24 protein-coding genes are annotated in these 25,605 nt (G+C 32.2%); 9 read left to right on the top strand and 15 right to left on the bottom strand.

What is annotated here, in order from left to right; all coding sequences use genetic code 11:
• Window positions 1–144: 144 nt before the first annotated feature.
• Both NBE98_RS01120 and NBE98_RS01115 read right to left on the bottom strand, forming a co-directional pair.
• Entirely contained in the window at window positions 145–1,206 is a 1,062-nt protein-coding gene (locus tag NBE98_RS01120; RefSeq protein WP_250811505.1) for an HD-GYP domain-containing protein, read from the bottom strand.
• A 228-nt stretch (window positions 1,207–1,434) separates the two neighbouring features.
• Window positions 1,435–1,836: a DUF6762 family protein gene (locus tag NBE98_RS01115; protein WP_250811501.1), complete on the bottom strand. Its 402-nt coding sequence runs from the start codon at window positions 1,834–1,836 to the stop codon at window positions 1,435–1,437.
• 150 nt (window positions 1,837–1,986) lie between these two features.
• On the opposite strand from NBE98_RS01115, the gene NBE98_RS01110 reads away from it, so the two are divergent.
• Window positions 1,987–2,343, top strand: a complete 357-nt coding sequence (locus NBE98_RS01110; protein WP_250811499.1) for a hypothetical protein — start codon at window positions 1,987–1,989, stop codon at window positions 2,341–2,343.
• Between the two features lie 57 nt (window positions 2,344–2,400).
• Here NBE98_RS01110 and NBE98_RS01105 read toward each other — a convergent pair whose 3' ends face one another.
• Window positions 2,401–2,784, bottom strand: a complete 384-nt coding sequence (locus NBE98_RS01105; RefSeq protein WP_250811497.1) for a hypothetical protein — start codon at window positions 2,782–2,784, stop codon at window positions 2,401–2,403.
• A gap of 266 nt (window positions 2,785–3,050) precedes the next feature.
• On the opposite strand from NBE98_RS01105, the gene NBE98_RS01100 reads away from it, so the two are divergent.
• Window positions 3,051–3,518, top strand: a complete 468-nt coding sequence (locus tag NBE98_RS01100) for an Lrp/AsnC ligand binding domain-containing protein (RefSeq protein ID WP_250811495.1) — start codon at window positions 3,051–3,053, stop codon at window positions 3,516–3,518.
• Window positions 3,519–3,558: 40 nt separating this feature from the next.
• Here NBE98_RS01100 and NBE98_RS01095 read toward each other — a convergent pair whose 3' ends face one another.
• Window positions 3,559–4,089 carry a protease complex subunit PrcB family protein gene (locus NBE98_RS01095; protein WP_250811493.1) on the bottom strand — a complete coding sequence of 177 codons (531 nt, stop codon included), beginning with the start codon at window positions 4,087–4,089 and terminating at the stop codon, window positions 3,559–3,561.
• 162 nt (window positions 4,090–4,251) lie between these two features.
• On the opposite strand from NBE98_RS01095, the gene NBE98_RS01090 reads away from it, so the two are divergent.
• Window positions 4,252–4,473: a DUF378 domain-containing protein gene (locus NBE98_RS01090; protein ID WP_250811489.1), complete on the top strand. Its 222-nt coding sequence runs from the start codon at window positions 4,252–4,254 to the stop codon at window positions 4,471–4,473.
• A 45-nt stretch (window positions 4,474–4,518) separates the two neighbouring features.
• Here the strand turns inward: NBE98_RS01090 and NBE98_RS01085 are convergent, their stop codons facing one another.
• Both NBE98_RS01085 and NBE98_RS01080 read right to left on the bottom strand, forming a co-directional pair.
• Window positions 4,519–5,013 (bottom strand): hypothetical protein, encoded by a 495-nt coding sequence (locus tag NBE98_RS01085; RefSeq protein WP_250811488.1) that lies wholly within the window; start codon window positions 5,011–5,013, stop codon window positions 4,519–4,521.
• A gap of 67 nt (window positions 5,014–5,080) precedes the next feature.
• Window positions 5,081–6,835 (bottom strand): phosphoenolpyruvate carboxykinase, encoded by a 1,755-nt coding sequence (locus NBE98_RS01080; RefSeq protein WP_250811487.1) that lies wholly within the window; start codon window positions 6,833–6,835, stop codon window positions 5,081–5,083.
• Window positions 6,836–7,157: 322 nt separating this feature from the next.
• Between NBE98_RS01080 and NBE98_RS01075 the strand changes: the two genes are divergently transcribed.
• From NBE98_RS01075 to NBE98_RS01065, 3 genes are all read left to right on the top strand, one after another.
• The gene (locus tag NBE98_RS01075; protein WP_250811484.1) at window positions 7,158–7,622 is read left to right on the top strand and encodes a ferritin-like domain-containing protein; all 465 of its coding nucleotides are present in this window, start codon (window positions 7,158–7,160) and stop codon (window positions 7,620–7,622) included.
• Between the two features lie 219 nt (window positions 7,623–7,841).
• Window positions 7,842–8,486 (top strand): metal ABC transporter ATP-binding protein, encoded by a 645-nt coding sequence (locus NBE98_RS01070; RefSeq protein ID WP_250811482.1) that lies wholly within the window; start codon window positions 7,842–7,844, stop codon window positions 8,484–8,486.
• On the top strand, window positions 8,480–9,283 hold the full coding sequence (locus NBE98_RS01065; RefSeq protein WP_250811480.1) for a metal ABC transporter permease: 804 nt from the start codon (window positions 8,480–8,482) through the stop codon (window positions 9,281–9,283). The genes NBE98_RS01070 and NBE98_RS01065 overlap by 7 nt, the downstream gene beginning before the upstream one ends.
• Before the next feature lie 36 nt (window positions 9,284–9,319).
• Here the strand turns inward: NBE98_RS01065 and NBE98_RS01060 are convergent, their stop codons facing one another.
• The 9 genes from NBE98_RS01060 to NBE98_RS01020 all read right to left on the bottom strand — a co-directional run bounded on the left by NBE98_RS01060 (window position 9,320) and on the right by NBE98_RS01020 (window position 21,534).
• A complete protein-coding gene (locus tag NBE98_RS01060; protein ID WP_250817416.1) occupies window positions 9,320–9,733 on the bottom strand; it encodes a Fur family transcriptional regulator in 414 nt (137 codons plus the stop codon).
• 75 nt (window positions 9,734–9,808) lie between these two features.
• Window positions 9,809–11,101: a hemolysin family protein gene (locus NBE98_RS01055; protein WP_250811478.1), complete on the bottom strand. Its 1,293-nt coding sequence runs from the start codon at window positions 11,099–11,101 to the stop codon at window positions 9,809–9,811.
• Between the two features lie 121 nt (window positions 11,102–11,222).
• The gene (locus tag NBE98_RS01050) at window positions 11,223–11,774 is read right to left on the bottom strand and encodes a manganese efflux pump MntP (RefSeq protein WP_250811474.1); all 552 of its coding nucleotides are present in this window, start codon (window positions 11,772–11,774) and stop codon (window positions 11,223–11,225) included.
• A gap of 163 nt (window positions 11,775–11,937) precedes the next feature.
• Window positions 11,938–12,825, bottom strand: coding sequence for a diacylglycerol/lipid kinase family protein (locus tag NBE98_RS01045; RefSeq protein WP_250811473.1), 888 nt, complete (start codon window positions 12,823–12,825; stop codon window positions 11,938–11,940).
• Window positions 12,826–12,952: 127 nt separating this feature from the next.
• A complete protein-coding gene (locus NBE98_RS01040) occupies window positions 12,953–14,986 on the bottom strand; it encodes an ABC transporter ATP-binding protein (RefSeq protein ID WP_250811472.1) in 2,034 nt (677 codons plus the stop codon).
• 2 nt (window positions 14,987–14,988) lie between these two features.
• Window positions 14,989–16,740 carry an ABC transporter ATP-binding protein gene (locus tag NBE98_RS01035; protein ID WP_250811471.1) on the bottom strand — a complete coding sequence of 584 codons (1,752 nt, stop codon included), beginning with the start codon at window positions 16,738–16,740 and terminating at the stop codon, window positions 14,989–14,991.
• 112 nt (window positions 16,741–16,852) lie between these two features.
• Window positions 16,853–18,040 (bottom strand): aminotransferase class I/II-fold pyridoxal phosphate-dependent enzyme, encoded by a 1,188-nt coding sequence (locus NBE98_RS01030; protein ID WP_250811470.1) that lies wholly within the window; start codon window positions 18,038–18,040, stop codon window positions 16,853–16,855.
• A 287-nt stretch (window positions 18,041–18,327) separates the two neighbouring features.
• A complete protein-coding gene (locus NBE98_RS01025) occupies window positions 18,328–20,325 on the bottom strand; it encodes a fructose-1,6-bisphosphatase (protein WP_250811467.1) in 1,998 nt (665 codons plus the stop codon).
• A 189-nt stretch (window positions 20,326–20,514) separates the two neighbouring features.
• Window positions 20,515–21,534 carry a S8 family serine peptidase gene (locus NBE98_RS01020; protein ID WP_250811466.1) on the bottom strand — a complete coding sequence of 340 codons (1,020 nt, stop codon included), beginning with the start codon at window positions 21,532–21,534 and terminating at the stop codon, window positions 20,515–20,517.
• Window positions 21,535–21,772: 238 nt separating this feature from the next.
• Here NBE98_RS01020 and brnQ point away from each other — a divergent pair, with 238 nt between their 5' ends.
• The 3 genes from brnQ to NBE98_RS01005 all read left to right on the top strand — a co-directional run bounded on the left by brnQ (window position 21,773) and on the right by NBE98_RS01005 (window position 25,570).
• Entirely contained in the window at window positions 21,773–23,086 is a 1,314-nt protein-coding gene (brnQ, locus tag NBE98_RS01015) for a branched-chain amino acid transport system II carrier protein (protein ID WP_250811464.1), read from the top strand.
• A gap of 132 nt (window positions 23,087–23,218) precedes the next feature.
• On the top strand, window positions 23,219–24,136 hold the full coding sequence (locus tag NBE98_RS01010) for a L,D-transpeptidase family protein (RefSeq protein ID WP_250811461.1): 918 nt from the start codon (window positions 23,219–23,221) through the stop codon (window positions 24,134–24,136).
• Window positions 24,137–24,241: 105 nt separating this feature from the next.
• Complete coding sequence (locus NBE98_RS01005) at window positions 24,242–25,570, top strand: CCA tRNA nucleotidyltransferase (RefSeq protein WP_250811459.1); 1,329 nt, start codon at window positions 24,242–24,244, stop codon at window positions 25,568–25,570.
• The last annotated feature ends 35 nt before the right edge of the window (window positions 25,571–25,605 follow it).

Below are 25,605 nucleotides of genomic sequence, written 5' to 3'. Positions count from 1 at the left end.
ACTGTTTTAATATATTACTATGTTATTCAGTTTTTATTCTGTTAGAATAAAAAACGTCTGAATATATCACTAACCCAATATGTAATTATATACTCGCAACCGTTTATGAAAGGTATTAAAAAAAGTGTCTGATTCAGACACTTTTTATACTACAATGGATGTTATTACTAAATTAGAATGTTCTAAAAGATCTATTTCATAAAATGGAATTGGTGCCTTTGTTTCACTATCATACAGCACCCTAATAACAGGACGATCAGGGAAATTTCTGTTCTGTCTTATAACATAACCTTCTACTGAATTGGAAAGCTTCACACAACATCCTAAAGGGTACACTGCAAAGGTCTCTCTAAAGTTTAAAACCATCTCGCTGTCAAAAGCTGTACCACTACCAGCCAATATAAGCTCATAGGCTTCATTAGGACTAAATTTTCTTCTATAAACTCTATCATTGCTTACAGCATCATAAACATCACAAATACATACAATCTTGCCGAACTTTGATATTTCTTTGTCTACTAATCCGTATGGATATCCCCTACCATCAATTCTCTCATGATGTTGAATTACAGCCTTTATAGCATTATCCGGAATTCTTAAATTCTTTTTTAGTATTTCCTCACCATATTCTGGATGCTTTCTTATCTCTTTAAATTCCTCTTCTGTTAAAGCCCCATTTTTAGTAATTATTTTATTATCAACCCTTACTTTACCTATATCATGCAGTATTGCACCGATAGCCAAATCTTTAAGTTCTCTCTCATTAAAACCATTTGTTAAACCTAGAAAAGATGCCATAATACAAGTATCTAGCGAATGAACATACGTATAATTATCATATGTTCTTATATCATAGAGGCTTGTATTAACATCGCCCATTCTAATTATATAATCAACCATATCTTCAACAATATTTAAAGAGTCTTTAACCTCTCTACTATTACACGTATAAACATTTTTCATAATTTTAGACATATTATGTATTGCTGTTTGCTTAAGCTCAGTCAATTCCTCATCTTCACTTAGAATATCATCTAACCTAACGTCTTCAACATAAACAAAAAATACCCCTAGTTCCTTAAGTTTTTCTACATATCTACTGTTTAAACTAACTCCGGATCTTAAAAGTATCTTTCCATCGTTAGTTAAAATATTCTTTCCAAGAACTTCGTTTTCTTTAACTCTATCTATAAATTCTAGCCGCATACTTTCCTCCATTTTGCGGGAGCACTAATCAGTTAATGACTCTTGCTGCCATTCAAAGACTGTTCAATAAATGACCTTCATACCTTTGATATACGAGTGTCCCTTTTTTGGATATTAATATTATACTACACATTTCTCTGAATTTCAGCAGATTTCTTACATTTTTTATAATTCTACTATTTCTCTAATAAAAAAAGGATAACCATAAATTATCCTTTTGAAGAAGACTTATTCCTCATACTCTTCTTCTTTGCCTTTAATTTTTTCAAAAACTTTATCTATTTCTTCTTCTATAATTGTACAGGCCTCATTTATCTTATCTTCCATTTCACCATGGTCTTCAATAAAATCAAACTTTAATACCCAAGTTGGATTATATTCTTCAACCATTTCCTCTATTATAAAACCATTATCTTCGAAAGCCTCTAGATTGAATAAATCAAATATTGCTGAAAACTCCCATTCTTCTACATCTCTTTTGGTATCAAACACTAGGTTTACTTTTTCTCCATTATAGAAAAATTTTGTAACATAGGCTGCGCCTTCATGAACCTTATAACTTCCAATTTCCTTCAGAAAAAAATTTGTTTCATTGTCTCTTTCCATTAACACCAACGATGAAAAATCCAAAAAAATCATCCTCTCTTTACCTAATATCTTTTAATATAATAACACATATTTATTATTTTTAAACAGTAAAAATAATAGTAACCTTTACTAATTTACAATTATTGGTTATCATTTTATTAGAAGTAATTTTTTAGAAGCAGGAGAGGGGTTATGAAAAGGCATAGAACTAGAATTCATATTATTCCTATATTTATAATACTGACATTAATTATTGCCAGCTGTACTATAGCTTATAGATACAGTCAAAATAAATATAAGGATATCAATTTTACTGCAGAACGATATTTGACTACAGGACTTTTAAATAAGTTTAAACTGTACAAGGTAGAAAAAATGGATATAAGTTTTTCTGATGGAAGTCTTGCGGTTATTACCGTATCGGGACTTGAGAATAAGGCACCTCATAAAAATGTAATGTATAAAATGATCTTAGAAAAAAATAAGTATGGTGTCTGGAAGGTAAGAAAAGTATATAAAAATCTACAAGATACTAAAAGTTTGAATTAAAACATGAAATAGATTTATAATAATTAAGGATTAATCAAAGACCAAAATGGTCTTCAATTAATCCTTCTTATTTTTTACTCTATTTGGTTTTGCCTTCGGTCTTATAATAACATCTTTCTTGTTACTTTTCTTTCCAAAGCCACTAGTTGTAGCTTTTGAAGAATTAGCTCTTTTATTCCATCCACTTAAATCAATAAACCATAGAAAAAGAACTATAAATAAACTTGATGGTCCATATATCCAAAATACGTTATTCTGAATATTTAATTTTAAGGCTCCAACTAAAATATTTGGTAAAATAAGCACTATTACAGCTACTGCAAAAACAATCCATTTGTTTATTTTTATTTTTGATAGCACATAATACTTAAGCACGTTGTATACCACAAGAACTATTACTGCAAATAACAACATCTGAACTAAAAGCTTTACCCATACCATGATATAACCTCCTTTTGTGTACAAGTTGCGTCTGTCTATATAATATTATGATATATTTTTGAAAATATATCAATAAGTAATGTTTTTTATATAGATTAAATTTTTTCAAAAATATTTGTTATAAAATTGTCAAAGTGTCATTTTACTGATATAATATAAATTACATAATAGATTATTATACATTAATTTATAAATTCATTTTCGTTGTCGGACTAGCCTATAGATTAATTTAACTACACTGTTTAGTGATGCGGGGAGGGAATAGTATGGATGGAGTGTGCTGTCAAGGATTAGATGAATTGGATTTTCAAATATTAAGTATATTATTTAACGATTCAAGAACTCCTTTTCTTGAAATTGCTAGGCAATGCCATGTTAGTGGAGGAACAATCCATGTAAGGATGAAAAAGATGGAGGACATGGGGATAATTAAAGGTACCAAACTTTTAGTAGATCACTCAAAGCTTGGCTATGATGTATGCTGCTTCGTTGGAATACGTCTAGATAAATCTTCTTCTCATTCCTCAGTAATAGAAGATTTAAAGGCTATAAGTGAAATAGTAGAACTACATTACACTACGGGTGATTATTCACTTCTTATTAAGATATTGTGTAAAAATATAGCCAATCTTCAAGATTTATTAATGAACAAAATACACAATATACCTGGAATTCAAAGTACAAACACCTTTATATCTTTGTTAAAGCCTATAGACAGGAATATAACATTATAGTTAAACGATAAAAGGTCTCATCTAAGAGACCTTTTATTGTTTAGTATATATCTTCCTCATTCATAATTTTTTCAAACCTCTCTCCTTTTGTGGTTTGGATTGTAATATTCGGCGTCACTCCAGTTACTTTAACTACTGTATAAGGATATGTTATAGCCTGGATTACGTTGATATCTGGTGATGGTCCTTTATCTTCAATAGTTATAAGTGTTTTTCCTTCATTGTCTTCAATTGATAAAACTCTAATACTGTATCCACCCGTATTCTTCTTTCCTAAAAGTACAGCTACATAATAATACCCATCCTTTTCATACACTAAATATCCTTTGTTAGCCTTCAAGTTATTTATAGAATTACTCATATTCTGAGGCAAAGCTTCTTTTCTCACCTCTTCAAAAGTTATTTTATTTGCGTTAATCCCTTGAGGTTCTCTATTTTTTTCTTCAAAAGAAGCTGTATTTCCTTTTATAGCCTCATTAGTATTCTTATTTTTTATTCCTTTTGTTTCCGTACATCCAAACAAAAATATAGTAAGCAAAAATAAAACGGCAGTTCTTTTCCATCTAATCATATTATCATCCTTTAAAAATATTTCAAAAAATACCTATTAGTATAATTGTATCCATTTAATGAAGTTTTTATTATTAATTTATACGAAACAAACAATACTAATAATTTTTAAAAAAATGTAAATACTATTTATGTATACTAAAATACAAAGGAGATGTACCATATGAGATTTTTGGATACACTAGCATTATTATTAGTAATTATTGGTGCTGTAAATTGGGGTCTAATAGGATTTTTTGATTTCAATCTAGTTTCAGCATTGTTTGGAGAAATGACAGCTTTCTCAAGAATAATATACGCTTTAGTTGGTATAGCTGGTCTATATTCTCTATCTTTTCTTGGAAGAGACAGAAACTATGATAGAAATGATGGCACAGTTAAATAGGTGTGTTAATTGCAAAAAAGGCAAGCGCTTAGCTTGCCTTTTTTGTTAGAAATCAATATTAAACCTTTCTTTTTCCAACTTATCTTTTACATTATACCTGTCAATGATAGTATTTATGTAACTCATTTCATCAACTTCATTAAAATAAAGTTCTTTATCTAATGCTTGAGCTTTATTCCTGTATACTTGTGCATAATTAATTATAATCTGCTTTTTTAAAACAAAAAGCTCCTTTGTAAGCTCATCACCCTTTGTCCACTTAAATGAATCATAAAGCTTTTCCATAGAATCAGCTCCTTGTTCAAGCCGAGCTATTATTTGCCTTTTATTAAGCTGATTTTCGTAGTATAGCTTTTTATATTTCTCTACTTCTTCTATATTTTTCTTAAAGGTTGCATCTATTTTGCTTTCATATTTTTTATAGTCCTTGTAATGTCCTTTATCATTGCTTGGAAAGAACCAAATAATACAGAACAATAGCATTACGCTTAAGTATGCAATTATAATCCAACCCAAAATACTACCTAAAGATTTACGCAACGAAGTCAACTCCCTAAAATACTTCTATTTTATATTTATAAAAGCATTTTAGGGAAATAGAACTACTTTATAGAGATTTAATAATTTCAAAAAGTCTTATAGCAGCATTCTTAGGTCCATCCTTTTCTTTCCCTTCAACCCCAAGACAAGTTTTTATCTGTCCTACCTTAACTCCTGTTTTAAAGAAACTATCAAAATATCTATCTATAAGTATATCTGTTTCTTTTTGCTTTTGGTGAGGTCCAAAAGGATTAGCAAAGTAGGATTCTACCAATCCCTTTTCAGATGTTGTACCCTTAGCCATTCTAGCCCCTGCCCTAAATACAGGTACTGCATCTTTTAGACTTTCAAAGTATTCTATTTCTGATTCACCTTCTTCAACATCCTCATAATTGTTTGCATAAAGAAATAAATCCACGGCATATCCCTTTATAATTTCTTTATAGGTTGCAACTGGCATTACCAATCTAGCATTTATCTTGTCTGGATTCATGAATATACTTCTATCTATTTCCTTAAAGGCATATCCCTGATCTAAGTCATCCAATCTTACAAAAGCTCCAATTTCAGTTCCATAGCCTAATGGCTTTCCTTTTTCATTAAGCTTTAGTACTCCCATATCATCAAATACTATTGTCATATCACTTATATAATCTTCGCTTAACCCTCTAAAAGCCTCAAGACTTTCAGACTTTCCTGCGCCGCTATCACCCATTATTACAACATTAGCTGATTTGCCATTTTTCATAACTATATTAACCATAGCACCATGAATTGGCAGATACCCTCTTTTAATCATTAAAACATTATGAAGAGTAAGAGTCATCTTCTTCATGTATCCAAAGTAATCTATTGCATCACCATAGCTTACATAACCAAGCATAATATTATTTTTATCGTCATCATAAAATACAGTTTTAACCGCCGCATCATCATCTCTAGCACCAAATACATATACTATGTCTGGTTTGCGATCTGCATAATCCTCTTCTCTTGCCATTTCAAATAAGTTACTCAAAGTAACCCCATGAGACATAAAATCTCTATGGAAATATATAAATGCTAGAAGACTTCCTACCTTTGCAGGATAGCAGAAAAAGTGATCCTTGTTTATTGTACAATCACTTAGTGGATTTTCAAAAGTTTCGTTAAAGAAGCCGCTTCTTGTATTTTTTTTAGGGTATGATATAAACGGTGCGTTTAAAAGTATAGAAGTTATAAATGGAATATTTTTTAGAGCTGAGTAATCCTCTGGCAAATCCCATCTATTATTGTTTACTATAAGACCTGCATTGCCTCCAGCAGGAAGTTGTCTATAAACTGTTGGTTTATGACCTAAAACATGCTCTTCTATTCTTCTATAAGTATTTAGCACAAGTTTAGAAAAGTTCGTATTAGCATCTATGAAGCTTACATTTTCATAGCCTTCTCCACCATTAACTTTACTGCTTTGAACTATTGTATATCTTTCAAGCCTTCTCCAAAAACTGTATAAATCCTCTATAAAATCAACAAAGCCTTCTTTATCTCTTAATATTTTTTCATATTTTGAATTTAGGTCTATTACCTCTGATGCCTTCTCAATAGTTAAAAGTTTCAAAAGCCCAACAAGCTCTTCAGCGTATACTTCAGTTTCTTTAACTCCCAAGCTCTCTTCCAAAAACTTATAAATATTTGTTTTTCTTGCTTTAGCTCTTTCTAAGTGTGAAATTACAACCCTTTTAAAACCACTGCTATCTATAAGCTTCTCCATAGTATCACAATATTTAACTGTAAAATTTATCATAGCTTTATCATTGCTTAGGGAAAAATCTTTTTTCATCTTAATCCTCCTAGTTAATATAAAGTTTAATTTAAGAATAAGTAGATTATAAAAAATAAACCAACCTATCCCAATTTATACTCTAACATAAAAAATGAATAAATAACATACAAATTACTTCACTTTCACAATAATTTAAAATTTACACTCTACTCCACCACGAGCCTTGGCCTTTCTATTCATCTGTTTTTGAAGCCTTGATTCTATTTTATCTCCATTTATAAGTTTTTTAACCATGTGCTTCTCTGTAGCAAAAAATATTCTTCAATCATAGTATGTACCAGGATGTCTTTTTTCGAACAATTAACAGGAGGGAATTTTAGTGTATTTTGGAATAAACCCCGAGTATTATGAGGACCTTTATAGGGAGCACCTGCCTAAAAGAGAGAATTTATTGGATTTAATCAAGGAAGCGATGAAGGATGAAAGACATGATAGAATAAAATATAAAAATATGATGGAAATGTCCAAAACTGAAAAAATTAGAAAACAAATTGAATTTGCTTATATGGACGAGGGCAAACACTACAAAATGTTCCAACAGATATATTATGCTCTTACAGGAAAGATGATTGACATACCTGCTCCACAAGTAGAAACCTATAATAAGCTTATTGATGCTGTGGAAACAAGTATTAACGGTGAACTGGAGGCTGTTGAGCTCTATAGAAAAATTCAATCTATGCTTCCAAATATGAAGCTTAGAGATATGCTTTTTGAAATTATAACAGATGAGCAAGAGCATGCTACTAGATTTGTTTATGTGTTTTCTATTCTTGATAAATAAAATTTGCTATAAACTTTTACAAACTACAAGTACTTGAGTTACTTAAACCTTAAGTACTTGTAGTTATATATATACCTTTTTAGATAATTAAATAAGAATTGTTTTTATAAATTATAATATAATAGTATTGCAAACAATTTGCATTTAGTTATATAATTATACTTAGGCTATTTTTAGTCAATACTTTATATATCATTTATAAATGGAGTTAATATTTTTATGATTAATATTAGGAACTTATGTTTTTCTTATAATTCTGCTCAGCCCTACTTGCTAGACAATATAAATCTGAACATTAAGGCTGGATCGTACGTATCAATACTGGGGGAAAACGGAAGTGCAAAGAGCACCCTCATAAAGCTAATTTTAAAACTCTTAAAGCCTCATTCAGGAAGTATAAGTTTGAGAACAAATATGTTAGGGTACGTTCCTCAAAGAATGGAGAGCTACAACTCTCAATTTCCTATAACGGTTAATGAGATGCTTATGTGCCATCTCAAAACACTTAAACTTAAAGATAAAAATTTAATTACTGACAGCTTAAAAAAAGTAAACATGCTTCAGTATAAGAACTCTCTTATTGGAACTTTATCTGGAGGCCAGCAGCAAAAAATTTTTATTGCAAGAGCCATTATGGCTACTCCCAAACTTATCATTCTTGATGAACCTTCAACAGGAATTGATATTCCAAGTCAAGAAGAAATATACAGTTTCTTAAAGAAATTAAATAAAGACTTGGGTGTAACCATTGTCTCTGTAGAGCACAACTTAAATGCTGCTCTGGAAAACTCTACTCATATATACAAAATGGAAAGAGGAAATGGTACTTTATATACTGTTGAAGAATGGAGGAAAATATGTTAGAGTACAGCTTTATGCAAAATGCTTTAATAGCAGGCATTTTGATTTCCATACTATGCCCAACCGTTGGAGTTTTTCTTGTGCTTAGGAGATATTCCATGATGGGTGACACCCTGTCTCACTCGTCCTTGGCAGGAATCGCTGTTGGACTAATTTTTGGTTTTAACCCGCTTCTGAGCGCATTTATATTCACTTCAATTTGCGGGCTTTTAATCGAATTTTTGAGAAACTATTATAAAAAATACGCTGAGCTTGTTATGTCAATTATACTTACATTTAGCGTAGGCCTTGCTATCATTTTAATCAGCACAGGAAAATCAACAGCAAATGTGAATACATATTTGTTTGGAAGTATACTAACAGTGACTAGGAAAGACTTATATATAATAGCTATATTGAGTATAATTTCAATAGTTGTCTTGTTATTTTTATATAACAAACTTGTATATATAACTTTTGATGAAGAAGGAGCTTACACCTCAGGAATAAATGTTAAGCTCATAAATTATTTATTTACACTCCTAGTTGGAGCAACCATAGCCGTTTCTATAAGAATAATGGGAATACTGGTTATATCCTCTATGATTGTTATCCCTGTTGCAACTGCTCTCCAGCTTAATTTAGGTTTTAAGAAGACCTTGATGTTTTCTATTTTGTTTGGATTAATTGACATTATTACAGGACTTGTTTCTTCCTATTATATAAACAGTGCACCTGGAGGTACTATTGCTCTTGTGTCTGTAGTCGTTCTTATATTGGTCTTAGTTTTTAAGGGAAGCAAATCATCTTTATTAAAATAAGAAATGGGTTGGTATTTAACATGCCAACCCATTTCTTTATTTATGTTTTTTGCAATCCTCACAAATACCTTTAATCTTCAAATCATGTTCCATAAGAGTAAAGCCAGTTCTATTTTTTATTATCTGCTCTATCTGTACCATAGGACAGTCTATCTCCACCTCTTTATGGCATAAACTGCACTCTAAAGTATGCTTATGAACTTCCTTTTTGATTCTATAATTAAACTTACCTTCTCCAAGATTAAATTTATCTATAATACCTTTGCTCTCTAGAATCTCCATAGTTCTATAAACTGTGGACAAATCTATAGATAAGCCCCTGCTTTTGCATTGTTCATATATATAATCAACACTTACCGCATCTTCACTGTTTAAAAGTATTTCTAGTATATTTAATCTTCCTTTTGTTACTTTAATGTTACATTTTTTAAGATAAGCTTCAAGTTCCATCATATCACCACACAAACAATTATGGTAACATTATAACACATTCTTTATAAATCTCTAAGCATTTTATATCTTTACCTAGCTATTCTTTTTTACAAGTATTTTTTTAATCCTTCTGTTTTCAACTTCTAAAACCGTAAATACATTATCCTCAATTAGAATACTCTCACCTTTTTTAGGAAATCTGCCAAAAGAATCAAGCAGAAGTCCGCTTACGGTATCATAGTTTTCAGAATAATTTGTATCTAGCAGATCATTAAGTTCTGTCATATTAATTCCACCATCTATTTCAAATTCGTTCTCTCCCTTTATTGCTATTTCCTCTTCCATCTCATCATACTCGTCATAAATGTTGCCTACTATCTCTTCCAGCATATCTTCTATAGTTATAAGTCCAGCTGTAGTGCCATATTCGTCAATAACTATTCCTATATGTGTACTCCTCTTTTGCATTTCCTTAAGCAGCATATCTATTTTCATATATTCAGTAACAAAATAAGGTTCCTTAATAAAATCAGAAAGTTTAAATTCCTCCTGTTCACTGTTAAAAGCCATATAATCTATTATATCTTTTGTATATAAAACACCAGCTACATTGTCGATGTTATCTTCATATACCGGTATTCTGGAATACTTCTCATCTATAATCACCTTTAAAGTTTCCTCAAAACCACTATCAAGTGAAAGCATTACCATATCAGGTCTTGGTGTCATAACATCGCTTACAGTAGTATCATCAAATTGGAATATACTGTTTATCATATCCGTTTCAGTTTTTCTAAATATCCCTCGCTCTTCACCAACATTAATCATCATTCTAATTTCTTCTTCAGTGATTTGATCTTCATGTTCACTTTCAGAGCCATAAATTAGGTTTACAAAAAAATTTGTTGCTTTCGTTAAAGCCCATACTAAAGGCATAGCTATCCTATCTATAACTCTAATTACTCCAACTGCCATTGAGGCAATTTTTTCTGACCTTCTAAGAGCAAGCCTTTTGGGTATTAGTTCTCCGAAAAGCAAGGATAAAAAAGATATAAATATAGTAATAAAAACAAAAGATATGGTATGAGCAAATTTAACTAAAAAGCTAATACTTGAAACTCGTAGGGAATCTTCCAATACTTTTGATAAGCCAACTGCAGCTGAGGCTGATGTAAAAAAACTTGCTAGTGTTACTCCTACTTGTATTGTGGATAAAAACTTACTTGGTTCTTTAATAATGTTCAATAGCTGCTCTGCTTTCTTATCACCTTCATTAGCCTTTTTCTCTAAAGTTATTTCTCTTAAAGAAATAATACTTATTTCTGCAGCAGCAAAAAAAGCATTAATTCCTATAAGTATCACTAAAATAAAAATTTCTCCAAGCAAAATATCTCACTCCTTTGCTAAAAGAGTATATAATATAGCATTGCCATAAAAACTATAAATATAAACTAAAAATAAAAGTTAGGCTGTTATACCTAACTTTTATCACATATGTATTTATGCTTTATAGAAGTATCATTTTTAATCCAAACAATACAAGTATTACTCCCCCTAAGTAATCCGCATATTTTCCTATATAATCAATTCTCTTTAAATATCTAGATAGGAAAAATGCTCCTAAAGACATTACCAAGGTTACAACTCCTATGAATATGGTATCACTAAGTCTAGCGGCCATACTTGCAATATCGTGAAAAGCTGTAAACCCAACCACCATTGCATCAATGCTTACAGACATACCTAAAACAAAATACATGCTTGGCTTAATAAGAGGACATTCACCCTGGTTTTCATAACCTTCTTTTATCATCATAGCTCCTACAAGAGCTATAACAATGCCGCCAACAACTTCAGGCATACTGGCTATATATGTATTAAATAAAAAACCTGCATAAGCTCCTATTAATGAAAATAAAAACTGAAAAAACCCAAATGATAATGCAAATAAATATTTATTATTCCTTCTTACTTGGTTATTTAAGCCTATGCAAACTGCAACACCAAAAGCGTCTAAGGACAGTGCAATTGCTATTGAAAAAAGCGAATAAAAGCTCAATCACCTAACCTCCCAACTATATAATCCTTATATATAAATACTACATTTTTATTTATCTGCTCGTAAGCAGCATTATTATTTTACTTTAAATTATATAAAAAGTCTAATGCATTTTATGACAAATAATTGTAAATATAAGAGCAGAATTAATTTCTGCTCTTTGTTATGGATAAATAATTTTAATTCCGTTTTTTATTATTTTAAATTCTGCTATCTTTCCCTTCGTAATCTCTCCATCAATATTAAAAGCCACAGGCTTGTCGCTTTCTATTCTCACTTTACTGCCTTGGTAAAAAGAAACTTCTTTAATATCCTCGTGAGTTCCCTTTATAACCTTCGGAAAAAGAGCAAGTATTTTTAATCTGCTGACTTTTTCTATAGCACAAATGCTGAAAAGACCATCATCTATTCTAGCTTTTGGCGCCACAAAAATACCTCCGCCATAATATCTACCATTTGCGATAGCCGCAAGAAGTCCATCTAATTCTAAAACCTTTTCGTCAATGTTAATTTTAAGCTTATAGCTGTTATATTTAAATACAGTTATAATAATTCCAATAATGTAGGCCAGCATTCCTCCCACACAAGGAAACTTTTTGACTTTTATTGCATTGTATGCAACCTCTGCATCAAAGCCTACAGAAGCGATATTAATAAAATATCTATAGTTAAAAGTGCATAAGTCTATAAATTTTTCTTTTCCATTTATGATTTTCATGAGTAAATCCTCAATTTTATAGTTTTTTGAAAAATTATATATACTCTTTATAAAATCATTACCCGTTCCGCATGGGATTACTGCTAGAGAGCTAGAACTGTTCACCATTCCGTTTAAAACCTCATTGAGAGTTCCATCTCCTCCTACAGAATATATTCTGTAATCTCCCTTTTGACTATAGCTTTTTGCTATTTCGGTTGCATGACCAGCACATTTTGTTATTTCAATAAAATACTTGTCCTCTTTATTTTTAAATATTTCTTCAATTATAGGTATAAGTTTAAGGTTTTTTCCTTTACCTGCTGCCGGATTAATAATAAAAAGATGCTTCATATGTCACCTCAATCTTTTGTGAATCTATTCTACGCTATAGTTTATATTATTGAGGATTATAAGTAAAGTCTGATTGCATAAGAAGATATCATGATATCACGATATCTTCTTATCTAGATGAAAGCTTTTACTTAGTGCCTTCTAATTCTTTATACTGCAGTTTATAAAGATTATAGTAAAGCCCTTCTTTTCCAAGCAGCTCTTCATGATTTCCTATCTCTCTAACCTTTCCTTTGTGAAGTACGATAATCTTATCTGCATTTTTTATGGTTGATAGCCTATGAGCTACTATTATAGTAGTTCTATCTTTAGTTATCTTATTTAATGCATCCTGTATCAGACTTTCTGTTTCTGTATCTATATTTGATGTTGCCTCATCTAAAACAAGAATTGGAGGATTGAATGCTATAGCTCTTGCAAAGGCTATAAGCTGTCTTTCTCCTTGAGAGAATGTAGTTCCTCTTTCATTTACAGCATCATCATACTTATTAGGAAGTTTCTCAATAAACTTGTCTGCATTTACATATTTACAGGCTTTTATAATGTCCTCATCAGTTATGCTGCCATTATTTAATCTTACATTGCTCTTAATATCACCAGTAAATAGGAAAACATCTTGAAGAACTGTTGCCAAGTTTTTTCTCAGCTCCTGCTGATCCATTTGCTTTATGTTTATTCCATCTATCAGTATTTCACCCTTTTGTATATCATAGAGCCTGCTTATTAAGCTTATTATAGAAGTTTTTCCTGCTCCAGTTGCCCCTACAAAGGCTATCTTTTCTCCAGGTCTGATTTTGAAACTTACATCTCTTAAAACCCATTGCTCATCATTATAGGCAAACCAAACATTTTTAAATTCTATTTCACCTTTAAGTCTTTCAATATGAACGGGATTTTCTATATTTTTTATCATATCCTTATTATCCATAAGCAAAAATATTCTCTCCGCAGAAGCCATTGAAGACTGAAGTATATCATACTTTTCAGTCAAATCAAATATAGGCTGGAAGAATTGCATTAAGTAGCTTACAAAGGCAAAAAGCATTCCCACAGGTATATCCTGATTCAACACCTTTAATCCACCAAACCATAAAAGTCCCGCCAAAGTTAAGGTTGAAAGCAGATCTACTGAAGGCCTAAATAGTGCAAAAATAGTAAGCTGTTTCATTGAAGCTTGGAAATAGGATTTATTTATTCCATCAAACTCATTAAACATTTTCTCTTCTTTATGATATATCTGAACTGTCTTTACTCCGGATATATTTTCTGAAAGGGAAGAATTTATTTTAGCAAGCTTTGCTCTAACATCTCTGTAAGCATCTCTATCATATTTCTTAAATATGATAGAACCAGCTAAGACAAAAGGGACTGATGCTAGTATAACTAGAGCAAGCTTTACATTTAGAGAAAACATTGCAATGAGTATGCCCACAATAATAAATATATCCTTAAATACATAAACCAAAACGCCAGTATACATTTCATTTAAGGCTTCTACATCGTTAGTTACTCTTGTTACAAGCCTTCCTACTGGATTCTTATCAAAGAAGGAAAGCGACAAGCCTTCAACATGCTTAAACAGATCATTTCTAATATTGTAAATTATTTTTTGACCAGCTACCTGAAGAAGATACATCCATACATATCCAAGTGCGAATACTGAAATGCATATTAACAAAGTATAAATCACTGTCTTTATAACACCTGCAACATCATCTCTTCTAAGCACTTTTAACTCTTCACTAGTTAAAGGATATACTGTATATGTATTTCCCTCTTGAGTAAGCTTATCAACATTTATAGCATAGGGCTTTTGTTCATTTACTCTTCCATCGGCAATGAAGTATTTTTTATCATAGTAAAGCATAGTAACAGCCTTACCTCCTGCCCTTTCTCCTTGAGCAACATAGCTGTCTCCTATTTTAATGCTGTTAGCAACAGGCTCTTGAAGCATAGTATAAGGCTTTTTGTAACCATTTATATTATTATCTATGGCATTTTTAATAAGTATTGGTCTTAATAAATCTAATCCTGTACCTAAAAGCATCAACAAGATAACTGCTATCAGATACATTCTAAACGGCTTTGCATAAATTAAGAGCCTTTTCATAAGTCTTGAGTCATAGGATTTAGCTAAGCTCTCTTCGTTGTATTTTTCCATAACTAAACCTCCCCCTGCTCTTGTATTTTCTGCTCAAGCTGCTGTTTTTCATATATATCATAGTAAAGTCCTTTATTAGCTAACAGCTCATTATGAGCGCCAAGCTCAATTATTCTTCCCTCATCAAAAACTGCAATTAAATTCGAATCCTTAACTGCTGAGATTCTATGAGAAATTATTATAGAGGTCCTGTCTTCCATGATTCTTTTCAAGTTTTCAAGAATCTTTGTCTCTGTCTTAGCATCAACTGCCGACAAACAATCATCTAATATAAGAAGTTCAGGATTCTTTATAAGGGCTCTAGCAATAGATATTCTTTGTTTTTGTCCACCTGATAAGGTTACACCTCTTTCTCCTACTACAGTATCAAACTGCTCAGAGAAATCCATTATGTTTTCATATATATCAGAATCCTTTGAAGCTTGAATTACCTTGTCCATATCAAGTTTCTCAAAGGGAAGATTTATGTTTTCTCCAACTGTAGATGAAAATAAGAAGGAATCTTGAGGAACAAAGCCTATGTTTTCTCTTAGAACCTTTAGTGGAATTTTACTTATGTCCTTTCCACCAATGGTTATTTTACCTTCCTCTACGTTGTAGAGCCTAACAAGCAGATTTACCAAGGTGCTTTTGCTACTTCCTGTCCTACCTATAATACCTAAGGTATCTCCGCTTTTAATATAAAGACTTATATTATTAAGAGCTGGTACTTCTGTCCCTGGATAACTAAAGGTTAAATTGTTTACTACTATGTCTCCTTTAATGGAGTCTGTTTCCTCAACAGCCTTATCAACTATTTCTGCCTTTTCATTCATAACCTTTTCTATTCTCTCTAATGAAGCAAAACCTCTTTGAATATTATTAATAACCCATCCAAAAGCCATCATGGGCCATATTAAATTTCCTAAATACATATTAAAGGCAATAAAATCTCCAAGTGAAATATAGCCGTAGATAACAAATATACCTCCTACCCCTAAGAAAATTACAAAGCTTAAGGAAGCTATAAATTCTATAACGGGATGAAATATAACTATAACCTTTACTAAGGACATATTGGTTTCTAGATAGTTTTCATTCTCTTCTAAAAACTTTTCATATTCCTTCTGTTCCTGTACGAAGGATTTGATAATTCGTATGCCTGAGAAATTTTCTTGAACCATTTCAGTAAGCTTTGAAAAAGCCTTTTGAACCTTTAGGAATCTTTTATGAATGTTTTTTCCGAATTTTAGTGCTACTAGAGTTACAAATGGAAGTGGAATTAGCGAGAGCAGTGTAAGTCTTAAATTAATTGAGATCATTATTATTATAGTTGTTATAGTTAAAGTTATGGAGTCTGTAAGCATCATAACTCCCTGACCTAAAGCCATTCTTACAGCATTTAAATCATTAGTAGCCAGAGCCATCAAGTCTCCAGTTTTATTTTTATTGTAAAAATTAATAGACAGCGTTTGAAGATGTTTAAAATAATTGTTTCTCATGTCATATTCAATTCTTCTCGATGTGCCTATTATATACATTCTCCATACGTATCTGCCAATAGCCATAAGAAAAGCAATAGCAATTATGTATGCTATGTACTTTAGAAGCAAGTCTTTAGTTGCTGTTCCTCTCGATATGTTATCTGTTATATAGCCTAAAAGTTTTGGCGGTATAAGTTGAAGCATGTCCACAAGGATAAGAAAACTAATGCCTATTAAGTACTTAAAGCGATATTTATAGGCATATCTAAATAATGTTTTGATTTTTTTCATATTAATCCCCCCCAGTATTATCTTTTTACATAAGTACTATTAGTCCTTATGTCCCCTTTTGTATACCTTTTCAATTTAACTCGAAAAAAAGTCCGCCTATAGCGGACCTGTATTAAGCTGTTTGCTCGCTAGCCTTAAATACCTTCTCAAAAGCTCCTAATGCAAATTCAAGCTGTTCTTTTGTATGTGTTGGCGTATAGCTTGTTCTAAGTAGTGCACAGCCTGGTTCTACTGCAGGTGCAACTGCTGGATTTACATATACCCCTTCCTCAAGAAGCATCATAGTTAGCTTAAAGGCCTTAAAATCCTCTCCTGCAATTATAGGAACTATTGGAGTTCTAGTTTCTCCAACTGGTAGTCCAATAGCCTCAAAGCTTTCCTTCATGAACTTAGCATTATCCCAAAGTCTTTTAATTCTTTCTGGTTCTTTTTGTAAAATATCAAGAGCCGCCATAGCTGCTGCTGCACTTGCTGGAGGTATTGAAGCACTGAAGATAAATGGTCTTGAATGATGTTTTATATAATCTACTACATCTTCCTTGGAAGCAACATATCCGCCAAGACTTGCTAAGGACTTACTGAAAGTTCCCATTATTATGTCAACCTCATCCTCAAGTCCAAAGTATTCTGCCGTACCTCTTCCGTACTCTCCCATAACCCCTAATCCGTGGGCATCGTCAACCATTACTCTAGCTCCGTACTGTTTAGCTAGTCTTACTATTTCTGGAAGGTTTGCAATATCTCCTTCCATACTAAATACCCCATCAACTACTATAAGTCTTCCCTTATCCTCTGGTATTGACTTTAAAATCCTTTCCAAGTCTTCCATGTCATTGTGCTTAAACTTTAAAAACTTTGCAAAACTTAGTCTGCAAGCATCAACAAGACTTGCGTGATTCTGTTTATCTCCGATTATATAATCATTTCTTCCTGCTATTGCAGATATAATTCCTAAATTAGTTTGAAAACCAGTACTAAAAACAAGTGCAGCTTCCTTTTTAACAAAAGCTGCCAATCTTTCTTCAAGCTCAATATGTAAATCTAGCGTTCCATTTAAAAACCTTGAACCTGAGCAGCCTGAGCCATATTTTTCTACAGCTTTTATAGCTGCTTCCTTAAGTCTTGGGTCTGAGGTTAGTCCCAAATAGTTATTGGAGCCAAGCATTATTACTCTTTTTCCCCCGATTATAACTTCTGTATCCTGCCCAGAAGTAAGGGCGTGAAAATAAGGATATATTCCAGCCTTTATCGCCTCTTTAGCATCATTATAGTTAAAACATTTTTCGAAAATATCAGCCATTAGATAATTTCTCTCCCTTCGGTATGAATAAAAAAGAAAAATATAATTCCAACACAAAATAATTATAAATATATATTACCATATAAATATAATAATACCTATAATTTTTTATTAAGTTTTATATTTTTACTCATATTACCATACTTTAATAATCCTACAAGTCAATGGTATCACTTAATTATTAAATAATTATCTAAATAATTCTTAAGTTTTCCTTAAAACTAATTAACTGCTTCTATAGTTTGACTAGAGAAGCAGTTAATCCACACTTACTTATTAATCTTAAGTTATCTCTGTTCTTTTATAAGACCTTTCCTATATGCCTCAAGCAGCATTTCCAAAGCTCTTATCTGCTGCTTAAGTTCAATTCCTATATCAGTATCTCCTACCCGCTTTCTCTCAACCTCCTGCTCTAAAACTACAGTTGTAGAAAGTATATCTTTTTCCTCTTCTATTGCCTTCTGAGTAGATTCAAAAGGTTCGTGAGAAACTAAAACTAATCCATATGAATTATATATAAGAGTATAACCCGCTATTCCTGTCTGCCCTTGATAAGCTCTTGAAAAGCCCCCATCAATAACTAACAACTTACCTTTTGCTTTGATTGGACTTTCACCTTTCTTGCTTTTTACAGGTATATGACCATTAATTATATGTGCACTTTCAGGATTAAGTCCAAATTCTTTTAAAATAGAAGCACACATTTTTTCATCGTCTCTATATTTAAAATATGGATTTTTCTTTTCAACATGAGTTTCTTCCTCTGCTATAAAATATCTTTCAAAGGTAGTCATCTTGTTTTTACCGAAGAGAGGCGAATCAGTTCCAGTCCAAAGGTACCATATAACATCCATACCATAAAGCTTGGCTTCAGGATTGTTCTTATAAAAATAACCTTCTCTTGCCAGTATTTCAAATCTATCTAAGAGTTCTTTTCCTTTGTACTCTCGTCCAGTAGCACCTATCTTAACTTTTTTTAAACTTCCATCTTCATTTAAAGGAATACATCCGTGATATAAAAGATTCGAATTATAGTTTAAATACATGCTGCCTTTCGCAAAGAGAAAACTTATATGCTTTTGAAGCTTTTCGCTATTTAGGAAAGAAGACTTAAGCTTTTCCATAAGCTCTCTTTCTTCTATAGTGAGCTCATATGGATTTTTAGGGTCTATAGTAGGAAAATGTATGTCCTTCAATTTGTAATTTTTCCCTTCTAAATCAATTGTACCCTCACCATAATTTATCTTTTCTAAAAGAAGTCTATCCTCCATGTTGAAATGAGAACGCCTCTTAATTATTTCACCTTCAAGTTTAAATTGGATAATTGCAATAGCCTTATGCATTTGAGCTATAAGCTTAATATCTTTTTCACTGTAATTTTTATCGCTTTCTATTTTAGGTTTAAAATTCAAACAATCATCATTTTTATAAAATTCCAATGCAAATGTAGCAAGAGGCAGAAGATTTATTCCATAACCATCTTCTATAGTATCTAAATTAGCATATCTGGCACAAATTCTTAGCACAGTAGCAATACATGCTTCACTTCCTGCTGCTGCTCCCATCCAAAGAATGTCGTGATTTCCCCATTGAATATCTACTGAATGATAATTCATAAGAGTATCCATAACAATATCAGCACCAGGTCCCCTATCAAATATATCTCCTACAATATGAAGCCTATCAACTACTAATCTTTGAATAAGTTTTGATATAGCTGTAATAAATTCATTTGCTCTTCCTATTCTTATAATTGTCATTATTATTTCACTGTAGTATTCTTCCTTATCAAGCCTATCCGGCTGTTCATGAAGCAATTCTTCGATTATATATGCAAAGTCTTTGGGAAGTGCTTTTCTAACTTTTGAACGAGTATACTTAGAAGATACATATCTGCATATTTCAATGAGCCTGTATAGAGTTATTTTGTACCAATCTTCTATGTTACTCTCATCCTTAAGCATAAGCTCAAGCTTTTGCTCTGGATAATAAATGAGTGTAGCAAGACTTTTTATATCCTTTTTTCTCAAAGAGTTCCCAAAAATATCATTTATTTTCCTTTTTATAACACCTGATGCATTTTTAAGCACATGGATAAAAGGCTCATATTCTCCGTGAATATCCGTTAAGAAATGTTCTGTTCCCTTTGGCAGATTAAGTATAGCCTGAAGATTAATAATCTCCGTACAAGCTTCTGCTATTGTAGGATATTGATTTGACAAAAGCTTTAAATATTTCAAATCATATTCCAGTCCTTCTGTTAGATTTTCCTCTGCAAGTGCCATTACCCTTCCCCCTAATTTCATGATAAAAATGATAACAATACACAATATTATATGTAAAATATCACAATTATGATACCATATTATTTATATAATATATCACATACCGATTATTATCAAGGCATATTTATGATATATAACAAAAGCGTAATCTTGTACTAAATACACAAGATTACGCTTTTTTAATGCCTTCTATACTTTATCATAGTTATCAGCCATTTCCACAGCAGTTTCAGCATTTAATATTCCAAAACCCGTACTTTTATCTTTTCCTTTTTCCATCACATCATCTGCTGTTTTATTTAGTATTTGTTCTATTTGTTCTGGTGTTAAATTGGGATTAACCGCCTTCATCATAGCTGCAGCACCAGCTACTATTGGGGCCGCCATGCTTGTACCATTTCTATAATCATAATTACCTCCAGGAATAGTACTTAGTATATTCTCACCTGGAGCTGAGATTTTTACCGAAGAACCAAAATTAGAAAATATGCTTTTTTCATCATTTGAATTAATAGAAGCCACTGTATATGCCCCCTCATCTCCTGCAGGGCTAGTAAAGTCGGAGTTTCTATCATTGTTTCCTGAAGATACTACCACAAAAACTCCTTTACTTCTTGCATATTTAATAGCTTCCCCAATATAAGGATCCATAACATCAAAACCTACACTAAAATTTATTATGTCTACACCTTTGTCTGCAGCATATTTTATTCCGATAGCCATTATATCAGAAGATCCTTCGCCTTTTCCATTTAGAACCTTAACAGGTATTATCTTTACATCATAATTTCCAACTACACCAGCAACCCCGAAGTTATTTGAAGTATCCGCAGCTATTATCCCCGCCACATGGGTGCCATGCCAGTTGTCATCCATTGTATCATTGCTGTTATTTATAAAATTAAACCCCTCCTCCTTTAACACTCTATCTTTAAGATCAGGATGATTATAATCTACCCCTGTATCCACTACAGCAACCTTTATCTGCTTCTTCTGTTTATGAACCTTCCATGCTAAATTGCTTTTCGTGTGGATTATTGCCCACTGCTCTGTCAAATCTATATTATCAGCAGTGCCAGCATTTGAAAATTCTTGTACACTACTTGTCATGTTCTCATGTTGGGCAGTATCTATCTTTGGTGAGCAACCGCTTAGTAAAATACAAAAAGAAGCCGATGTTAAAAGTAAACTTCTCATAAATCTATTCATATTTTTAAACCTCCTCACCATATTAATAAATTTATTTATTGTGCCTTTTATTATACAAGGTCACATGACGAGTTTATATGAGGAGTTTATGGAAAACTAACCAATCACCTCTTTCCCTCCCCCTAAAAATCAAAAATAAAGTTAATATTTTGCTTGTACAATTGCTATGAAACATAATATTATATTATTTATGCACAATATACTTAAAGACTTACAGTAATATACTTAGGAGGAATCTATGAAAAAATCTTCAAAAGACATAATAGTAATCGGCTTTGCACTTTTTGCAATGTTCTTCGGAGCAGGAAATTTAATTTTCCCTCCAACTTTAGGAAAAATGGTTGGAACTAAATTCTTACCTGCTATAATCGGCTTTCTTTTAACCGGAGTTGGACTTCCTCTTATGGGCATTATTGCTTCAGCTAAAATCAATGGCAGCTTTGATGATATGGCCAGCAAAGTGTCAAAAAATTTCTCACTGATTGCAGGTACAGCTTTAGTACTTGCTATTGGTCCTCTTTTGGCAATACCAAGAACTGCTGCTACTACATATGAATTAGGTATAAAGCCTTTGTTCCCATTTATAAGTCCACTAGCAGCTATCATAATATACTTTCTAATTAATTTAGCTTTTGTATTGAAGCCTTCTTCAATAATTGATAACATAGGAAAAATACTAACACCAATTTTACTTTTAATGCTTGCCTCAATAATTATTAAAGGTATTGTTACACCTATAGGGGCGATAACTGCAACTCCAGTTGCAAATGTACTGCCAAGAGCACTTCTAGAGGGATACCAAACTATGGATGCAATGGCTTCTGTTATGTTTTCTTCTATAATAATTGCCTCGGTAGCTTCTAGAGGCTATAAGAAAAACTCTGAAATAGTATCCACAACAATTAAAGCAGGTCTTGTTGCAGTGCTTGGTTTAGCTTTTGTATATGGAGGACTTCTTTACTTAGGTGCTCAAACAGTTCAAATATTTCCCCAAGATATAACGAAGACTGAATTAGTTATTGAGATAGCGCGTAGAACTTTAGGCAGCTTTGGCAGCATAGCACTTGGACTTTCTGTCGCTCTTGCCTGCCTGACTACTTCCATTGGTCTTACAGCTACAGCAGCAGAATTTTTCAGCAAAACACTTACGAATGGAAAAGTTTCCTATAAGGTTAATGTGATGCTTATAACAGTATTAAGCATATTTGTTGCAATGATGGGAGTGGATAATATTGTGCAGTTTGCTTCTCCAATTCTCAGCATACTTTATCCAGTGGTTATAGTCCTCATATTAACTACACTGATGGGAAAATTGATAAAGCACAATAAAGTAGTAGCTGCAGCAGTTTATACAACACTTGTTGTCAGCATAATTGATACTTTAACTGGTCTTGGTTATTTGCCTACAGCAATTAAAAGCATATTCCTTCTGATTCCTTTAGCAAGCAATGGTTTCGCATGGGTTATACCTGCATTTGTTGCTATGTTTATAAGCTCTTGGCTTATAAAGGATGAAGGTATAGATAGAGAAGAGTTAAAAAAGACAGCTTAAAAAATAATTTTGATTTACTGAACAGACTTTATTATATGGTCTGTTCATTTTTTGTAACATTCCTGCTTTAGTTGAATATAATGGTAAGAGATTGATTTATCCTTAAAAATATTGGTATGAGGTTATGTATTAATGAATAAGAAAGCCTTAGCATTTGTCTTACCATTTTTACTTGCTGTTTCGTTAACCAGCTGTACTAAGGATACTAACTTAGGTCTTGATCAACCTAACACTCCTGTTATTATACCAGTAACAACCGAGCCTGCTAAAGATCAAGTAAAGCCTGCTCCAATTTCTGAATCTCCTAAAGAAGAAATAAAACCTACTCCCCCTGCTGATCAACTACCAAAGGAACCTACAACTTTTAGGCAGGGTGATAAAGGTAAAAAAATTAAAGAAATACAGCAAAAGCTAAATAAGTTTGGCTACAAACTTATTGTTGATGGTGATTATGGTTCTTCAACAACCGCTGCTGTAATAGATTTTCAAAAGAGAAATAAAATTAATGCAGATGGAGTTGTTGGACCTGCAACCTTCAAAGCTCTAGAAAAAAATCCTACTGCAGAGACTACGTATATACCGCCAGCACCAAAGCCCTCATCAGTGACTCCACCAAAAACCAATGGTGCAGCATCATTGGAGCAATATATAAACAATAAAAATTTTCCTAGCAAAACTAAATATCTTATTTGGATTGATATTCCAAAACAGAGGGTTAATATTTTTACAGGCTCAAATAAGAATTGGAAGCTTCTAAAATCAATGGTCTGCTCTACTGGAAAGTCTTATACTCCGACAATTAAAGGAAACTTTGAAGTTGGTGTAAAGGGCAGTTACTTCATAGCAGATGGAGGAGCTCGCTGCAAGTGGTATACCCAAATCAAAGGTAATTACCTTTTCCACAGCGTATTATATGATAATAAAGGCGAAAGAATTATAGACAGTACCTTAGGTGTACCTGCATCGCACGGTTGTGTAAGACTTGCAACAGAAAATGCAAAATTTATATATGACAACATACCTGCAGGAACTGCTATTTGGTCGAATTAATTTAAGAAAAGGCTAGTCCTTTTCTTTTTTATTTATTAAAAACAGTTAAAAATGCTATACTAGTAATATAAGAAATGATTTGTCCTTGAAATGAGGTAGATGCAAATGAAAATTGAAACGACTAAAGATGTATCTTTCATATTAGATACTTTAAATAAAAATAATTTCGAAGCCTATATAGTGGGTGGCTGTGTTAGAGATAGCTTGCTGAAAAGACAGCTTAGGGACTGGGACATAACCACCAGTGCACTTCCTGAGGAAATTATAAAGCTTTTTGATAAAACCATTCCTACAGGCATAAAGCACGGGACTGTTACTGTGGTAATAAATAAGGAAAATTACGAGGTAACAACTTATAGAATAGATGGCGAATACTCAGATAACCGCCATCCAGATGAAGTTGTATTTACTCGTTCCTTGAAAGAAGACTTGAGTCGAAGAGATTTTACCGTAAATGCCTTGGCTTACAATGAGGTTGAAGGCCTTGTAGATATGTTTAATGGTATTGAAGATCTAAAAAATAAGACAATTAGATGTGTAGGTGATCCGAATAAACGCTTTACTGAAGATGCTTTAAGAATGCTTAGAGCAATAAGGTTTGCTTGTCAACTTAGGTTTAGTATAGAGAAAGACACCTATGAAGCTATAGGCAGTAACTATCATCTTCTTAAGAATGTAAGCTCAGAAAGAATCCGTGATGAACTAGATAAAATTCTTATGTCACCTGTTCCTAGTAGAGGTATTATAATGCTCCAGGAGACTAAACTTTTAGATAATATAATTCCTGAGCTTAACGAATCTGTAGGCTTCGACCAAAAAAATCCACACCACGACAAGAATGTGTTTGATCATATTATGGCGGTTTTAGATAATTCTATTGAAAGCCTGCCTGTTAGATTAGGTGCTCTTCTTCATGATATAGGAAAGCCAAGAACCTTTACTATCGATAAAAAAGGTATCGGCCATTTCTACGGTCATAATATAGTTAGCGCAGAAATGTCGGAAGTTATTTTAAAGAGATTAAAATACGACAATGCTACAATTAAGAAGGTTCTAATTATTGTAACAGAGCATATGTCTGCATATAATAACATGAAAAACAAAACGCTGAAAAAATTTATTTCACGCGTTGGAGTTGAGAACTTAGACGATCTTTTTGAACTTCAGATTGCTGACAGCAAAGGCCATAAAAAGAATGCAGATTATAGCCCCATCCTGAAAAGAAAAAATGATGTTAAGAAGATACTTGATAATGGTGAACCATTTACAGTAAGCCAGCTCAAAATTACTGGAGATGATTTGATTAAGCTTGGAGTTAAGCCTGGTAAGGAAATTGGTGTTGTTTTAAAGGATTTACTTGAGAAGGTTATGGAAAAGCCGGAGTTAAATACTAAAGAAAAACTCTTGGATATAGCTAAAAATAAGTTTAGATAACATAGAAGCGAGAACCAAGTTTGGCTCTCGCTTCT

Source organism: Clostridium swellfunianum (genome assembly GCF_023656515.1).
GTDB lineage: Bacteria > Bacillota > Clostridia > Clostridiales > Clostridiaceae > Clostridium_AT > Clostridium_AT swellfunianum.
Note: the sequence above shows the minus strand (reverse complement) of the source record. Positions and strands in the feature narration are given on the sequence as shown.

Excerpts from the sequence above, each read along its gene's own strand:
- NBE98_RS01120 (WP_250811505.1), bottom strand. The coding sequence starts at position 1,206 with ATGCGGCTAGAATTTATAGATAGAGTTAAAGAAAACGAAGTTCTTGGA.
- NBE98_RS01110 (WP_250811499.1), top strand. The coding sequence starts at position 1,987 with ATGAAAAGGCATAGAACTAGAATTCATATTATTCCTATATTTATAATA.
- NBE98_RS01105 (WP_250811497.1), bottom strand. The coding sequence starts at position 2,784 with ATGGTATGGGTAAAGCTTTTAGTTCAGATGTTGTTATTTGCAGTAATA.
- NBE98_RS01100 (WP_250811495.1), top strand. The coding sequence starts at position 3,051 with ATGGATGGAGTGTGCTGTCAAGGATTAGATGAATTGGATTTTCAAATA.
- NBE98_RS01095 (WP_250811493.1), bottom strand. The coding sequence starts at position 4,089 with ATGATTAGATGGAAAAGAACTGCCGTTTTATTTTTGCTTACTATATTT.
- NBE98_RS01090 (WP_250811489.1), top strand. The coding sequence starts at position 4,252 with ATGAGATTTTTGGATACACTAGCATTATTATTAGTAATTATTGGTGCT.
- NBE98_RS01080 (WP_250811487.1), bottom strand. The coding sequence starts at position 6,835 with ATGAAAAAAGATTTTTCCCTAAGCAATGATAAAGCTATGATAAATTTT.
- NBE98_RS01070 (WP_250811482.1), top strand. The coding sequence starts at position 7,842 with ATGATTAATATTAGGAACTTATGTTTTTCTTATAATTCTGCTCAGCCC.
- NBE98_RS01065 (WP_250811480.1), top strand. The coding sequence starts at position 8,480 with ATGTTAGAGTACAGCTTTATGCAAAATGCTTTAATAGCAGGCATTTTG.
- NBE98_RS01060 (WP_250817416.1), bottom strand. The coding sequence starts at position 9,733 with ATGGAACTTGAAGCTTATCTTAAAAAATGTAACATTAAAGTAACAAAA.
- NBE98_RS01045 (WP_250811473.1), bottom strand. The coding sequence starts at position 12,825 with ATGAAGCATCTTTTTATTATTAATCCGGCAGCAGGTAAAGGAAAAAAC.
- NBE98_RS01040 (WP_250811472.1), bottom strand. The coding sequence starts at position 14,986 with ATGGAAAAATACAACGAAGAGAGCTTAGCTAAATCCTATGACTCAAGA.
- NBE98_RS01035 (WP_250811471.1), bottom strand. The coding sequence starts at position 16,740 with ATGAAAAAAATCAAAACATTATTTAGATATGCCTATAAATATCGCTTT.
- NBE98_RS01030 (WP_250811470.1), bottom strand. The coding sequence starts at position 18,040 with ATGGCTGATATTTTCGAAAAATGTTTTAACTATAATGATGCTAAAGAG.
- NBE98_RS01025 (WP_250811467.1), bottom strand. The coding sequence starts at position 20,325 with ATGGCACTTGCAGAGGAAAATCTAACAGAAGGACTGGAATATGATTTG.
- NBE98_RS01020 (WP_250811466.1), bottom strand. The coding sequence starts at position 21,534 with ATGAATAGATTTATGAGAAGTTTACTTTTAACATCGGCTTCTTTTTGT.
- brnQ (WP_250811464.1), top strand. The coding sequence starts at position 21,773 with ATGAAAAAATCTTCAAAAGACATAATAGTAATCGGCTTTGCACTTTTT.
- NBE98_RS01010 (WP_250811461.1), top strand. The coding sequence starts at position 23,219 with ATGAATAAGAAAGCCTTAGCATTTGTCTTACCATTTTTACTTGCTGTT.
- NBE98_RS01005 (WP_250811459.1), top strand. The coding sequence starts at position 24,242 with ATGAAAATTGAAACGACTAAAGATGTATCTTTCATATTAGATACTTTA.